At 36.0% G+C, this 13,203-nt stretch carries 16 protein-coding genes, 1 pseudogene and 1 riboswitch; of the genes and pseudogenes, 9 read left to right on the top strand and 8 right to left on the bottom strand.

What is annotated here, in order from left to right:
* Window positions 1-154 precede the first annotated feature (154 nt).
* Together E1I69_RS14125 and E1I69_RS14120 are read left to right on the top strand one after the other, a co-directional pair.
* Entirely contained in the window at window positions 155-1,057 is a 903-nt protein-coding gene (locus E1I69_RS14125; protein WP_136380224.1) for a WD40/YVTN/BNR-like repeat-containing protein, read from the top strand.
* Window positions 1,050-1,877 (top strand): hypothetical protein, encoded by an 828-nt coding sequence (locus tag E1I69_RS14120; protein WP_136380223.1) that lies wholly within the window; start codon window positions 1,050-1,052, stop codon window positions 1,875-1,877. The genes E1I69_RS14125 and E1I69_RS14120 overlap by 8 nt, the downstream gene beginning before the upstream one ends.
* A 34-nt stretch (window positions 1,878-1,911) precedes the next feature.
* Here E1I69_RS14120 and E1I69_RS14115 read toward each other — a convergent pair whose 3' ends face one another.
* From E1I69_RS14115 to E1I69_RS14105, 3 genes are all read right to left on the bottom strand, one after another.
* Complete coding sequence (locus E1I69_RS14115; RefSeq protein ID WP_136380222.1) at window positions 1,912-2,127, bottom strand: hypothetical protein; 216 nt, start codon at window positions 2,125-2,127, stop codon at window positions 1,912-1,914.
* A 217-nt stretch (window positions 2,128-2,344) separates the two neighbouring features.
* Window positions 2,345-2,917, bottom strand: coding sequence for a DUF502 domain-containing protein (locus E1I69_RS14110; protein ID WP_136380221.1), 573 nt, complete (start codon window positions 2,915-2,917; stop codon window positions 2,345-2,347).
* Window positions 2,918-3,031: 114 nt separating this feature from the next.
* Window positions 3,032-4,282: an MFS transporter gene (locus E1I69_RS14105; RefSeq protein ID WP_136380220.1), complete on the bottom strand. Its 1,251-nt coding sequence runs from the start codon at window positions 4,280-4,282 to the stop codon at window positions 3,032-3,034.
* A gap of 210 nt (window positions 4,283-4,492) precedes the next feature.
* Here E1I69_RS14105 and E1I69_RS14100 point away from each other — a divergent pair, with 210 nt between their 5' ends.
* On the top strand, window positions 4,493-4,759 hold the full coding sequence (locus E1I69_RS14100) for a Parvovirus coat protein VP1-like protein (RefSeq protein ID WP_136380219.1): 267 nt from the start codon (window positions 4,493-4,495) through the stop codon (window positions 4,757-4,759).
* A 53-nt stretch (window positions 4,760-4,812) separates the two neighbouring features.
* On the opposite strand, the pseudogene E1I69_RS14095 reads toward E1I69_RS14100, so the two are convergent.
* Window positions 4,813-5,196 (bottom strand): annotated as a pseudogene (locus tag E1I69_RS14095) (aromatic ring-hydroxylating dioxygenase subunit alpha); the annotation flags it as partial.
* 94 nt (window positions 5,197-5,290) lie between these two features.
* A complete protein-coding gene (hmpA, locus tag E1I69_RS14090) occupies window positions 5,291-6,511 on the bottom strand; it encodes an NO-inducible flavohemoprotein (RefSeq protein ID WP_136380218.1) in 1,221 nt (406 codons plus the stop codon).
* A 174-nt stretch (window positions 6,512-6,685) separates the two neighbouring features.
* Here hmpA and E1I69_RS14085 point away from each other — a divergent pair, with 174 nt between their 5' ends.
* Together E1I69_RS14085 and E1I69_RS14080 are read left to right on the top strand one after the other, a co-directional pair.
* Window positions 6,686-7,126: an RrF2 family transcriptional regulator gene (locus tag E1I69_RS14085; RefSeq protein ID WP_136380217.1), complete on the top strand. Its 441-nt coding sequence runs from the start codon at window positions 6,686-6,688 to the stop codon at window positions 7,124-7,126.
* A gap of 131 nt (window positions 7,127-7,257) precedes the next feature.
* Window positions 7,258-7,704 carry an RlpA-like double-psi beta-barrel domain-containing protein gene (locus E1I69_RS14080; RefSeq protein ID WP_136380216.1) on the top strand — a complete coding sequence of 149 codons (447 nt, stop codon included), beginning with the start codon at window positions 7,258-7,260 and terminating at the stop codon, window positions 7,702-7,704.
* A gap of 44 nt (window positions 7,705-7,748) precedes the next feature.
* On the opposite strand, the gene E1I69_RS24435 is transcribed toward E1I69_RS14080, so the two are convergent.
* Both E1I69_RS24435 and E1I69_RS14075 read right to left on the bottom strand, forming a co-directional pair.
* Window positions 7,749-7,892: a hypothetical protein gene (locus E1I69_RS24435; protein ID WP_154670413.1), complete on the bottom strand. Its 144-nt coding sequence runs from the start codon at window positions 7,890-7,892 to the stop codon at window positions 7,749-7,751.
* Between the two features lie 122 nt (window positions 7,893-8,014).
* The gene (locus E1I69_RS14075; protein ID WP_136380215.1) at window positions 8,015-9,067 is read right to left on the bottom strand and encodes an alpha/beta fold hydrolase; all 1,053 of its coding nucleotides are present in this window, start codon (window positions 9,065-9,067) and stop codon (window positions 8,015-8,017) included.
* Between the two features lie 190 nt (window positions 9,068-9,257).
* Between E1I69_RS14075 and E1I69_RS25260 the strand changes: the two genes are divergently transcribed.
* The 4 genes from E1I69_RS25260 (at window position 9,258) to thiW (ending at window position 11,719) form a co-directional block, all read left to right on the top strand.
* A complete protein-coding gene (locus tag E1I69_RS25260) occupies window positions 9,258-9,389 on the top strand; it encodes a hypothetical protein (protein ID WP_262983767.1) in 132 nt (43 codons plus the stop codon).
* A gap of 115 nt (window positions 9,390-9,504) precedes the next feature.
* Window positions 9,505-10,122 (top strand): DNA alkylation repair protein, encoded by a 618-nt coding sequence (locus E1I69_RS14070; RefSeq protein ID WP_347561823.1) that lies wholly within the window; start codon window positions 9,505-9,507, stop codon window positions 10,120-10,122.
* Between the two features lie 113 nt (window positions 10,123-10,235).
* A riboswitch (TPP riboswitch) is annotated at window positions 10,236-10,342 on the top strand.
* Window positions 10,343-10,433: 91 nt separating this feature from the next.
* Window positions 10,434-11,195: a 3-oxoacyl-ACP reductase gene (locus E1I69_RS14065; RefSeq protein ID WP_136380214.1), complete on the top strand. Its 762-nt coding sequence runs from the start codon at window positions 10,434-10,436 to the stop codon at window positions 11,193-11,195.
* A 20-nt stretch (window positions 11,196-11,215) separates the two neighbouring features.
* Complete coding sequence (gene thiW / locus E1I69_RS14060; RefSeq protein ID WP_136380213.1) at window positions 11,216-11,719, top strand: energy coupling factor transporter S component ThiW; 504 nt, start codon at window positions 11,216-11,218, stop codon at window positions 11,717-11,719.
* Between the two features lie 38 nt (window positions 11,720-11,757).
* Here thiW and E1I69_RS14055 read toward each other — a convergent pair whose 3' ends face one another.
* Entirely contained in the window at window positions 11,758-13,173 is a 1,416-nt protein-coding gene (locus tag E1I69_RS14055; RefSeq protein ID WP_136380212.1) for a Na+/H+ antiporter NhaC family protein, read from the bottom strand.
* Window positions 13,174-13,203 lie beyond the last annotated feature (30 nt).

Below are 13,203 nucleotides of genomic sequence, written 5' to 3'. Positions count from 1 at the left end.
TATAGGTAAGCAGGTTTTATTTAGTGTACACAAAAACCAATCAATCCAACTTAAATTAGTACGAATGGCAAGAAAATAAGGAATTCCTAAAATTATCGGAAAAATTATTTTTTATCACGGATTCAGGAGGATAAAAGAACAAAGGAGATTATCTTTGAAAAATCTATTGATTGTGGTTTCAAGTTTAGTCATTCTGCTTTTAATCATTTCTATTTTTCAATATGAAAAATCTTTTGATGGAACACCACCTGTACAGGAAGACATGTCAAGTCCATCTGAAAATCGAGAGAGACCTGAATCTTTACAGCCTACCATTGTGGCTGATTCAATTGGTTACACACTGCAAAATAATGAATTAAAGATTACATATGACAATGGAGATGATTGGGTTACAGTCCCAGTAAAGGTCGAGCAACTATTTAGTGGAGAATATAATGGAAACCAAACAGAGCTTATAAATGACAGCTTTATTCTAACAGATAAAAGAGCCACTTTTTTATATATAGAAGGTGCCATTAAACTAATTACATCACTCGACAAGGGGGTAACATGGCAGGAATCACTGATCTATCAACATGATCCAGGCATCAGATTTCGGAAAGTGGATTTCTTAAATGAAAAATTTGGCTATGTCATTGTTTCTGGGGATCGAACAATGTCTCAGGAATGGTCAGCGACATTCATGACAAATGATGGGGGAAAAACGTGGAGAGAAACAGCCTACCCAGGTACAACAAGGCTTATATATAATGGTACCTTTGTCGACGAAAATACCGGTTTCTTATCATACGGTATCATCAATCCTGAAGAACCTGATTTTTATGTAACGACCGACTCTGGATTTTCTTGGAAGAAAGCCACATTTTCTATCCCAGAAAAATATCATCAGATTTTTGTAACGGCAGAGCTTCCATTTAAAGAAGATGATCATTTTGCTGTTCTTCTTAACCAAGGACCGAATGGAGACTATATGGGTGGAAAGGTAAAAGGGAAATTTGTTTCATTTGATCAAGGGTTATCGTGGGAGTTTGCATCGGAGGTAGCACCGAATGAATAGTCGTAAAATAGCAATAGGATGGATCTTCTTTGTGATTGCGATCGGATCTTTCCTTCTTCAAATGGGCTATTTTTTCCTTCATTCCAAATTTCTAATTGAGTATAGTGATAATCGATTATTTTATGTGATTAATATTTTCATTGGAATCTTTTTAAGTCTGTCATTTTGGATGCTGCTACCCATAAAGAAAAAAGGAAGGATTCTCAGCTCATCTGTATTTCTGCTTTTTATCATTTTTTATGGAATTCTGGTTTTAAAACATCCGATCAACCAAGTCATAAGTATTTCACCTGATTTTAAGCATCTATTCATCATAAAAGATAATAGGGAAGAAGCTCATTATTATCGAACTTATTATGGAATTTTCGCTCGCCAAAAAGAGACTCTTCCATATCAAATGAATGGTGAATATAAAATTGACTGGCTAACAAATGATGTTGCTGCGATGACCTATAAGGCGAAAGACAATTCAATTCACCAATTTATTGGTACATATGGTGACCGAGGTAGAGGGGGATCTTATTATTATGTAGGTTCTGCCATTTATGGCAAATGGAAAGGTGGAAATAGCAATATTTCTAGTCACACAGACGGAATTACAGTCGAACATGAAGGAAATTCGGAAACCTTTAGCTGGGAACAAGTTATTCAATTTGGTACTTTAGCAGTTGTTTTAGTTGAAAATAGTGAGGCTAAATGGACGATTGCGCTAAATGATGATTTTACAATGGATCCTTCTACAGGAATAGGCGTATCAGGAACGATTAGTCTTTATAAGGCATCAATGAGGGACACAGAAATCATTACTTTACAAAGATAAGAACGCACTCCTTTTATCGGTGCGTTCTCTGATCTTATCGTCTTTTCTTTTTTGAATCGTCAACTGCTTTCTTTTTCACTATCCGGTCTAACTCAACCTGGACATGAATATTTCTTTCATCAATATCGATTACTTTAGAAACTTTGCCTTTTTTTCCTTTTATTTTGATCGAATCATCGACAGATGGCACCGTTTGCACCAGTTGGGTTAATAAAAGATTATTATTTTCAAAGTAATGAACAACATACATGCTTATCACCTCTTAGAATTAGTTATAAGAGCCCAAATATTTACGTGATAATATATGTTTAAAATTTGTTTTGGTCCATAAAACTTGAAAATTTTTCAATATATTAATTCTGCATTTAGTTTAATATAATAACATTATGTTAACTTGGATGTAAATATAAAAAGAACGTCCTTAAATGGGGAAGGCACGTTCTTTTTTACTGATAGGGTATTTTGTTTTATTTTGATGTCATCCCACCAGAAACTACAAATTTCATTGCATCCTCAGGCTTTACGTCAATAATTTCAACTTCATCCTTGGGAATTAAGAAGGTGAAACCAGCAATTTGAAAAGTTTGCTGAATATAAACAGCGACATAGTCTTTCAATGGATCATAAAAACTTTCGACATCTTCAGTCGTAATAAAACCGATTGCTTTTACGTCTGTACCTGGTATTCTCACAAGTGCAACCTTTGAAAATGACTTCTTCTCACCAAGAAAGGAATTGAATGTATCCTTAATAACAGAGTATAAGGTTTTGATTAACGGAATTTTTTCTAACAATCTGTTAATCAAACGAAAAATTGCCCCTGAAAAGACTCTCGTTGATAACCAACCTAAGATTGTAATAACCACAAATGTGAGTAATAGTCCAATTCCAGGGATATAATCTTCTCTCAAAAAAGGCTTCAGGAAATTCCCTAATATCCCATCTAAAAACAAAAAGACTTTAAAAACTACATACACAACTAAAATAATCGGAACAATTGTCAAAATTCCATTAATAAAATTTCGTAAAATGCTTTTCATTTATTTTTCTCCTTGTATCCCTTTTGTGTTGCTTAAAAGATTTTACACCATGGGCAAACTAGAATACAAATGTACATGGTTCTATTTTTAGGAGTAAAAAGGGCGAACTCTGGATTAATTTGCCCTATTAACAACTATTTTCATTCGTTTCGGTTCAGGTAATAAAAGATTCATAATGGCTGCAGCCAGAACAAGTAAGATTGATATATAAAGAGATAATTCATAATTGCCATAATTACTATATAATAGTCCTGGTATAAAAGCACCTAAGGCTGAACCGATTTGATGGCTAAGAGATAAACACCCCACAATAAATCCGATTGAATAGTTTTTAAAATATTGAGTTACCAATAATTGAGTAGGTGCAACTGTTGCAAAATCAACAAATCCAAAAATGGATGCAAATAATAACAATAACACAGTGTTATGAGAGTAAACTAGAATGCCAATTGATAATGCACGCGTAAAATAAATAAAAACTAATAGCTTACGGCTACTCCAATAATCAATGATAACACCAGAAAGCAAGATTCCGACAATATTACAAGCCGCTAAAATACTTACTGCTGTGCCTGTTACAGTTGCTGAAAATCCATGGTGGTGGGATAAAGGAATTAGATGTGTATCCATTAAACCAGTTGTCGTAAACCCACAGACAGCAAAAGGTACCATTAAAAACCAAAATTCGCGCATTTTAAAAAGAACTTTAAGTGAAACAGGCTTCTTTTCATGTTCTGTCCCAGATTCTTCTTTTTCATTGATTTTTCCGCCCAAAGGCTCCATAGCTTTTTCATTGGGATGATTGCGTAAAAAGAAGAGTACGACAGGAAACACGATGACGATTAACAAAGCACCTAAAATAAAAATCGTGGTTCTCCAATCAAACCAATGAATTAACATAAGAGAGCCAGGAACAAGGAGCATTTGTCCAAATCCAAAGCCAGCCTCCATGATCCCTAACGCAAGCCCACGCTTTTTATTAAACCAATTCGTAATAAGAACTGTGCCGGCAACATTCGATGCACCACCAACACCAACTGATACTAACGAATAAAGGATGAATAATTGCCAAGGCTGCGTAACAAAAGTAATGAAAAAGAAACTGATTCCTACAATAAACGTACTAATAGATAAAATTAGACGTGCACCATATCTATCTATGAATCTCCCAATAAAAGGCTGTGAAAGACCATAAATGACAAAGCTTATGGTTGAAATAAGTGAGGTTGTCGCCCTGTCCATATGTAAGTCTTGCTCCCAAGGCTCAACAAACGCTCCGAATGCTAACCTTCCCCCTTGCACTGCTAAAAATGCGAGGAACGTCACAAATACAATCATCCACGCATAATGAAATTTACCCTTCATTTTAATCTCCTTCGCTTGATGTGAAAATTGAGTGGACAATGTTAAATATTCCATTTGTCCTTGATAATAATGTTATACTATCAAACTTTTATCAGACTTTTCAATTCTTTTTTAATAGTCTAAACGGTATGCATTATAAAAGCCCTTCCTTTCCAAAAACAAAAACATATTTTATTAATATAGTCTTAAGGTAAAAAGGAGGGGAGAGTGATGAGCGACAGAAGAGGGTTCGGTTTTTGTATGCCTGGCTATAGATGGTGTGGACCAGGCTGTGGAGGTTCTGGTCCACCGACAAATCGGGTAGATTCATGTTGTATGAGACATGACCTATGCTATCGACGATATGGCCCGTCACGGGAATGTGACCTTGCTTTTATGGAGTGTTTGCGAAAACAGAGAAACCGATATACAAAAGAGGGAAGAGATGCAGCATTATTTTATAGTGCAATGAGATTTAGAAATGTATTTAGACTATAAAAAAAGGGTGCCAATCAACTCCTACCAAATAGGGGATTGGCACTTTTCCTGTATTAGGCAGTCCCTAGAGTGACTCCAATTTTTTTCAAATATTGACGATATGCAATACTCATACGGTCAGATTTTAAGGAAAGCTCAACCTGTAAATCTAAAGGAAGATCTTCCGGCTTTTGATTTTCAACAATTGGCTTGTCCTTCGCAAAAATCATATCTTGGAACTTAACCGTTTCTTCATCCGTTGTTCCCGTATCATAGTTAAAGGAAATAATACCATGTGCAATTGATTTTCCTTCTGTTACAGGTTGAATCATTAGCACAATTGACATTTTATTATCATTATCAGGGTCTCTCTTCGTAAATTGAACAACGAGAGGATTGAAAATTTCAAACGTATAATATACATCCTTAGCAACCCCAGTACCATCTGGATCTGGCTGGACAAATATTGTCTAAACCCCAACAAATATGATAAAGCCAAAAAAGACCCTCAATTACATTATAGAAACGGAGGGTCTATTGAATAATCTTCAATTATGCAGTTACTGCTTCTGCGGATTCCTCTAATTCACTAGCAGGACCAAAGAATTCGAAATGAATATTTTCAGATGCAACTCCCCATTCCTTTAATGAGCGATACATCATTTTCATAAATGGTACTGGGCCACAGAAATAGAAATCTGCTTCTGTTGTTCCAACAGTTGCTTTTAACCAATTAAGGTCAACGAAGCCTTCCTTATCAAAATTCATGTCTTGACGGTCTTGGTCAGTAGGGGCAGAATAAGCAACGAAATTCTTCACATTCTCATGTTTTGATGCAAGATTTGCAACCTCATCTTTTAATGCGTGAACCTCACTATTGAGTGCACCATGGATGAACATAACTTCACGTTCAGGCTGTTGCTCTACAATTGTATTTAACATGCTGACCATTGGTGTTAATCCAACACCACCACTTAATAAAATGGCAGGAGTGTCTTTTGCTTCAAGAACGAAATCACCGGCTGGTGCACTTACAGTGATTACATCACCTTCATTCATTTCGTGATGTAAGTAATTTGAAACGACACCATGTTCTTCACGTTTGACACTAATTCTGTAATAGTCTTTTCCTGGTGCATCTGAAAGGCTATAGTGGCGGATATGTGTATACTCATCACCTTCAGGCTGAACTTTAACGGTTAAGTATTGACCAGCTTGATAAGACGCAATTTCATTTCCATCCTCAGGCTTTAAATAGAAGGAAGTAATAACTTCACTTTCCTTCACTTTTCGGTCTACAATAAAATTTTTGAAACCTTCCCAACCTCCTGGCTGTTCCTTTGCCTCCTTATACATTTCTTTTTCCACGCCGATGAACGCATCTGCAATGGCTCCATAAGCTTCAGCCCAAGCGTTGATGATCTCATCTGTTGCAGCATCGCCTAATACTTCTTTAATCGCACCAAGTAGGTTTTCTCCAACGATTGGATAATGTTCAGGTTGAATTCCTAAAGCGCGGTGTTTTTGAGCGATTTGTTTAACTACAGGAAGAATAGCTTCTAAGTTATCAATATGAGCAGCTGCAGCATAAACAGCGTTTGCTAAAGCTGTTTGCTGGCGACCTTGTCTTTGATTTGCATGGTTGAAAATATTTAATAATTCAGGGTTATTTTTAAACATACGTTTGTAAAAGTGAGATGTAATATCTTTACCGAATTTTTCAAGTACTGGAACTGTGCTTTTTACGATTTCAATTGTTTGTTGACTAAGCATTAAAAGACGTCCTTTCTAAAACAAATATTTAAAATACATGTTTATAATATAACGACAGTGTAAATAAAAGATACCTTTTGAATACATCTTTTGAAAAGTTGTCACATTTTCAGTGAAAAACAGGACTTTCGTGCTATACTTAATATGAACTCATCAATATAAGGAGTTTTTTCAATGAAGTTAACAAATTATACGGATTATTCTTTACGTGTTTTAATGTATTTGGCTATGAAAAATGAAGAAGAAAAGTGTACAATCCAAGAAATCGCAGAAGCTTATAATATATCAAAAAACCATTTAATGAAGATTATTCATCATTTAGGGAAGCTAGAATACATTAAAACCATTCGTGGACGAAACGGGGGCTTTAGGCTTGCGAAGCATCCAAGAGATATTAATATTGGCGAGGTCGTGTCTAACACAGAAGACGACTTTAATATTGTGGACTGCTTTAAAGAGGGCGGAGGCTACTGCTCCATCTCACCATCCTGTAAATTAAAACATGCATTAAATGAAGCATTACAGGCTTTCATAAATGTATTGAATGGGTATACGTTAGAAGATTTAGTAACGAATAAATCAGACTTGATCAATTTATTTCGCTTTCAAGATTAAAAATAATGAACTTTCCATGTACACAAAGATCCTAAGTAGGACTCTCCAATAGGAACCAATACTAGTCGTATTACATACATTTAAGTAGACGAAGTAATTAGAAAATTGGTTTTTAAAGGAGAAGGAGAGAGATGATAAGACCTACGTCTGGTTATTACTGCCCTTATTGTCACGGATACTTAGAACCACGGAACATGTATGATAATCATTATTATCACCAGTACGTGCCGCAGTACACGGCACCTTACTATGGGTGGGATTGGAATCGAAATCCCGATACAATTTTAGGAAAAGCTACTTGGACATGGGGCGGAACACCAACAAAATGTGAAATTGGATGGTCCTATGACCACAACATGACTGCAGCGGTAGGAGAAAATAGCCCTTTTAAATGTGGTCAACGTTTACGGATCCGAAATGTATCCTTTGTTCCAAATCAAGATGTAATTGTAACAGTAGTTGATCAGGTGAAGAAATACCCAGCAAATCGAATTAATCTTCATCGTAAAGCATTTGAAGCTTTGGGTGCATCACCAAGTGTTGGGGTCTTAAATGTAGAAATTACACCACTTGACTAATAGTGACTAAAGGAGAACAATGACCATTGTCCTCCTTTTTCAATTTATTTCTCTAGATCACTTCGAACGGTATGTTCGCGATGATTTTCCTCATCATTTTCCTCAAGAAGATTTTCTGAATGCAAAGCATCATAAGCAGGGTTTGTGATATAAAGAACTTGGTTCTTTACATGATCTTCTTTCTTCATAGATTTCCATCCTTTCCCATATATTATTTTACTAATATGGCTTTTTGAGCTTCTTTTTACACATATTAATCAAATAAAAAAGCCATCTCGAAAGATGGCTATATTTTATCAAAATTACTATTCTATACTGGTGTGGATAATAGTTCTATAAGATGTTTATCGATCTGATCAAAGTAGGCCGACCCTTCTACACCAAATAAGGCAAAATGACCGCAAATACTTTTGATTATTCGAAGATCACTGTTCGGAATCAATGATTGTTCGTATTCACAGTCTCTTGGAGGGAAGAATATGTCTTCATCAATCGGCATAACAAATGTTCTTGCTTTAATTCTTCCAAGCGCCTCATCAAGATTTCCGTTCGTCATTCGACTTACATCCCCGCGTTGCCATTTCCATGCCATCGTTAGTAACGCATTTGGATCCATTGCCGCAAAAAGAGGCTGTAAAAAGTCGTAAACGAATTCGTTGACAGAATTGACTCCAAATAGGCGCCATTGTTCTTGTTTGTAAAATTCTGTGCTAAGCCCCATAACGGCCCATATTTTTGCATGTCTATTTAATCCTTCGACTACTTCCGTACAAGACTGGTAGTTTCCGTTTTTCCAGCCTGGATCTGATGTTATGGCATCTATTAACGTTTCTGTAAAGATGAAATCGTGTGTTGTATTTTTGGCAGTCCCAGCAATTGGTGCAGCACGCTTGACCATATCCGGATATCTCACAGCCCATTCATATGTCTGTTGGGCTCCCATGGATCCACCTACAACTAACGCAATTTCTTCGATACCGTATTTTTCTGTAAGGAATTGATGCTGAGCACGTATATCATCGCTAATTCTGACCTTCGGAAAATTAACCATACTAATTGGATCGAGGCTGTTATGTGGGGAACTTGATAGTCCATTTCCAATTTGGTTGATAATTACAATAAAGTATTTACTAGGATCTAGTGCTCTTCCTTCGCCTATATATGGCTCATAGGCCTTGTTTGTACCGGAAAACCAAGTAGGGACGACAATCACATTATCCTTCGCTTCGTTTAATTCACCGAATGTCGCATAGGCAAGTTGACATTTTGGAATCATTCCACCTTCTTCTAGTGTAAAATCCCCTAAATTATAAAGTTCATAAGGACCGTGAAATTCTTGGCTATAAAATGAATTCTCAATCAAAATGGAAACCACCTTCTTTTATTAGATTCTACTTATTCAATATATATAGAAGAAATCCGTTCTTAAGAACGACTAGATGGACAAACTTTATAATAATCTTAAATATTTTTTTGAAAAGTAAGCACATTATCGTTTCCACTTCATATACTACTTATTGTGTGAGAAAACTGTTAGAAGGGAAGTACGGAAGATGAGCAACGAGATTAAAACACCAGTTTCAAATGATTACAAGGACAAAGAAGGTTACAAGGTAATCGAAGTAAACCTTAACAATCCAACAGAAAACTTATTTGCTGTTGTTACTCCTATAAAGATGCAGTAATTTCCTTGAAATACTATCTTTTCGTACGTATCGTTACATAGAAAAGATGGTATTTTTATTTTGCTTATAAAAGTTAATAAAGTACAATAAAGGAAAAGTAATAAGGGTGCATGATATGGACGAACTAAATTATCTTGTTGAATTATTTGAAACTAATCGAAATGAAGAAAATGCAGAACCAATGAAGAAATATATGAAAAACCAGTTCCCATTTCTTGGAATAAAAACACCGTTAAGAAGACAATTATTGCGTGATTTTTATAAAGAAACAGGTATTTTACAACAAAAAATTAATCTCGAGCTTGTCAAACAATTGTGGATGAAAGATGAACGCGAATATCAATATGCAGCATTAGACTATTTAGTTAAGTCTCTTAAGAAAATAAATAGCAACCATTTGCTATTTATAGAGGATCTCATTATCACCAAATCTTGGTGGGATACGGTAGATGTACTTGCACCACATCTTATTGGAAAAATCGCAAAAGAAACACCCAGCATAATTGAAGATAAAATCGAAAAATGGGCATTCGGTAATCACATATGGCTAAAACGTTCATCGATATTATTTCAATTAATATATAAACTAGAAACAAATGAATCATACCTATACAAATACATAAGAGCTAATGCAGATAGTAATGAATTTTTCATCCAAAAGGCAATTGGTTGGGCATTAAGGGAATACTCAAAAACTAACCCACATTCAGTTCGTAAATTTATATATAAATGAAACCAAACTGGCGAAGTTAAGCATTAGAGAGGGGAGTAAATATATTTAAAGGCTAGTAATCAATTACCTTTACATTTTTGTCTGAACATACTATGCTTATAGAAAGAATATTCGCAAACTACTAGGGGTGCCCGACTGGGCTGAGAGAAAAACGGACGTTTTTTAACCCTTTGGACCTGATCCGGGTAATACCGGCGGAGGAAAGTAGAGTGGAAAACTTCCATCTTTTCTTGCTACCTAAGCCAGGTCCATATATGTGGATCTGGCTTTTTTGCGTTTTTCTTATTCTACTTTATTAGGAGGCTACTAGAATGAAGTTACAAAATCAGGTTGTTCTTGTTACCGGTGGTGCACGTGGACTAGGAAAGGAAATTGTAAAAGGATTTGCAAATGAAGGAGCGAAAGTGGTGATCAATTACTTCAAAAGTGAAGCAAAAGCTCATTCTCTAAAAGAAGAAATTGGTGAAAACGCAATTGCAATTCAGGCTGATGTGAGAAACCGGGAGCAGGTAGAGAACTTATTTTTTGAAGCGAAAAAGTATTTTGATCAACCGATAACAACAGTTGTTAATAATGCCCTAATAAATTTCCGTTTCGATCCAATTGCAAGAAAAAATGCTGAAGAGATATCATGGGCTGATTATCACGCACAGCTCGAAGGAGCAATACGAGGGGCTTTACATACAACTCAAGCAGCAGTAGATGACATGAAGGAATTAGGCTTTGGTCGAATCGTAACAATTGGTACAAATCTCGTCCAAAACCCTGTCGTAGCTTATCATGATTACAACACAAGTAAGGCAGCCCTTTTGGGATTTACTCGAAACATGGCAAAAGACCTTGGAGCTTATGGCATAAACGTTAACATGATATCAGGAGGTTTACTTCAAACAACAGATGCAAGTTCAGCAACTTCTGAAGAGGTTTTCCAATTAATCAAGAATTCTACACCTCTTCAAAAAGTCACGACACCAGAGGATGTTGCGAATGCGGTTCTTTTCTTTGCATCACCTTGGAGTAAAGGTGTAACTGGACAGAACCTAATCGTTGATGGCGGATTAGTAATGGACTAAATTTTAAAGGAGGTTTCACAATGAATAAAACATTAAAACTGACAATTACAGCGATGTTTATCGCAATAGGAACGGTAACAAGCCATTTGTTTGCGATACCAATCGGATTTACAAAAGTGTTTCCAATGCAGCATTTTATTAATGTACTGTCGGCAGTCATTTTGGGTCCAGCATACGCAGTACTTCAAGCCTTTTCAGTATCATTACTTCGAAACATGCTAGGTACAGGTTCATTATTTGCCTTTCCAGGAAGTATGATTGGAGCATTTTTAGCAGCCTATTTATATTCAAAAACAAAGAAAGCTTCAATGGCAATGACCGGTGAAATTATCGGAACCGGATTATTAGGAGCGATGGCTTGTTATCCAATCGCCACACTCATACTTGGTCAGGATGCAGCCCTATTTGGATTCGTGCCTGCGTTCATTTTTAGCTCAATTGCAGGATCTATCTTTGGGTTTATTATCGTTGGCATCGTATTAAAAAGCCCTGCCTTTAAAACATATCAAGAACGAAACCTTTAACTTTGGAAAAAGACTAAACAGTTAGCGTTTAGTCTTTTTTAAATCATTAAACCGCCTATGATATATAGAACTGTTGCAAGTATCCCACCAATCGCTGAAACTTTTAATTTGTATTGAGCATAATCAACTAGGTCTAGATCTAAAATCGATGCTGTTGTAATGGTTGTATCACCAAGTGGGGATGTCAATGCTCCAAATGCTCCACTTGCAAAAACAGCTCCTACGGTTAATGGGATTGAGGCGCCTGTCGATAAAGCTAGCGCGATCCCAAGCGGCATAAATAATCCCCATGTTCCCCATGAGGATCCAATAAAATAGCCGACAACTGAGCCTATTATAAAAATCGTTGCAGGAGTTAAAAATCCAGGTAGAAATGAACCTAAAGTTGAACTAATAAATGTTGAAAATCCGAGTTCTTCAGCTGATAAAGTTAATGCCCATATTAGGATAAGAAGGCTAATCGCCTGCATCATTTGATTGCCGCCATCGTAAAAATGATACATGATTTCATGTAATTTCTGTTTTCGAATTACATAAAAGACAAATGTAAAAATGAGGGTGATGAACACAGCCAAAAGCATTACGAAAGTCGCGTCAGCCATCGAAAACGCTTCAAACACCGTTTGAGCTCCTAGTGATTTGCCATCCTCCCATAATAGGTAAAGCGATAATCCTAATAATAGAAAGACCGGAACAATTAAATGCCAAGGCTGAGCTTTTACAAGGGACAGCTCTTTTTTTATCCCCATTCGGTGAAATTCGTGCTCATTTTCTTCTTCATCTTGTATTTTTTCAGAAATAGCTTTTGTTTTGGATGGCCATAATGTTTGAATGATTCCAATTAGAAGCATCACAATTGCATAAAAATTGAACAGGATACTTAGCAGAAAAACTTCATAAGCAGTCATACCTAAGTCAAGTCCTTTGATACCACCTTCAACAAGTGAAACCATAAAGCCAACAAACGCAGTCGCAACTGGTAAAAGTACAATTACTGATTCGGTAGAAATATCTAATGTCATGCCGACCTTCTGTTTTGGTAGGTTCATTTTTTTGATGAGTTGTTTAATGATAGGGCCAACCATCATAATCCGAAACATCGGCATCATAAAAGTAAAAGGGAGGGTAAGCCAAATTAAACCGAGCAAGCCTCGTTCACTTTTTATTTTCTCCCCAATCCATTCTGTAAATCCTTTAATACCTCCAGCGATATTCATCATTCCAACTAAACCACCGAACACATACAGAAAACTTACGATTTTAATATTGGTTGGGTCTGATAATGTGGTCACAATATACGTTATTGATTGCTGTGTTCCAACTAATAAATCAGAAGTAACAAGAATCGCACCAACTATTAATCCTAGAACAAGTCCAGGTAAAATATCCTTTAACCAAATCGCCATACCAATTACAATTAAAAAAGGAATTAGAGAGAGCCATGAATGTTCCAAACCAATATCCTCCAATATACAAAAATATTC

It is taken from the genome of Bacillus timonensis, from assembly GCF_004799755.1.
Taxonomy (GTDB): domain Bacteria; phylum Bacillota; class Bacilli; order Bacillales; family Bacillaceae_L; genus Ferdinandcohnia; species Ferdinandcohnia timonensis_A.
The sequence above is the reverse complement of the archived record's forward strand: the minus strand, read 5'-3'. Positions and strand labels throughout refer to the sequence as shown.

What these genes read in the sequence shown, in the direction of transcription:
- E1I69_RS14120 (WP_136380223.1), top strand. Translation starts at nt 1,050, where the DNA reads ATGAATAGTCGTAAAATAGCAATAGGATGGATCTTCTTTGTGATTGCG.
- E1I69_RS14115 (WP_136380222.1), bottom strand. Translation starts at nt 2,127, where the DNA reads ATGTATGTTGTTCATTACTTTGAAAATAATAATCTTTTATTAACCCAA.
- E1I69_RS14110 (WP_136380221.1), bottom strand. Translation starts at nt 2,917, where the DNA reads ATGAAAAGCATTTTACGAAATTTTATTAATGGAATTTTGACAATTGTT.
- E1I69_RS14105 (WP_136380220.1), bottom strand. Translation starts at nt 4,282, where the DNA reads ATGAAGGGTAAATTTCATTATGCGTGGATGATTGTATTTGTGACGTTC.
- E1I69_RS14100 (WP_136380219.1), top strand. Translation starts at nt 4,493, where the DNA reads ATGAGCGACAGAAGAGGGTTCGGTTTTTGTATGCCTGGCTATAGATGG.
- hmpA (WP_136380218.1), bottom strand. Translation starts at nt 6,511, where the DNA reads ATGCTTAGTCAACAAACAATTGAAATCGTAAAAAGCACAGTTCCAGTA.
- E1I69_RS14085 (WP_136380217.1), top strand. Translation starts at nt 6,686, where the DNA reads ATGAAGTTAACAAATTATACGGATTATTCTTTACGTGTTTTAATGTAT.
- E1I69_RS14080 (WP_136380216.1), top strand. Translation starts at nt 7,258, where the DNA reads ATGATAAGACCTACGTCTGGTTATTACTGCCCTTATTGTCACGGATAC.
- E1I69_RS24435 (WP_154670413.1), bottom strand. Translation starts at nt 7,892, where the DNA reads ATGAAGAAAGAAGATCATGTAAAGAACCAAGTTCTTTATATCACAAAC.
- E1I69_RS25260 (WP_262983767.1), top strand. Translation starts at nt 9,258, where the DNA reads ATGAGCAACGAGATTAAAACACCAGTTTCAAATGATTACAAGGACAAA.
- E1I69_RS14070 (WP_347561823.1), top strand. Translation starts at nt 9,505, where the DNA reads ATGGACGAACTAAATTATCTTGTTGAATTATTTGAAACTAATCGAAAT.
- E1I69_RS14065 (WP_136380214.1), top strand. Translation starts at nt 10,434, where the DNA reads ATGAAGTTACAAAATCAGGTTGTTCTTGTTACCGGTGGTGCACGTGGA.
- thiW (WP_136380213.1), top strand. Translation starts at nt 11,216, where the DNA reads ATGAATAAAACATTAAAACTGACAATTACAGCGATGTTTATCGCAATA.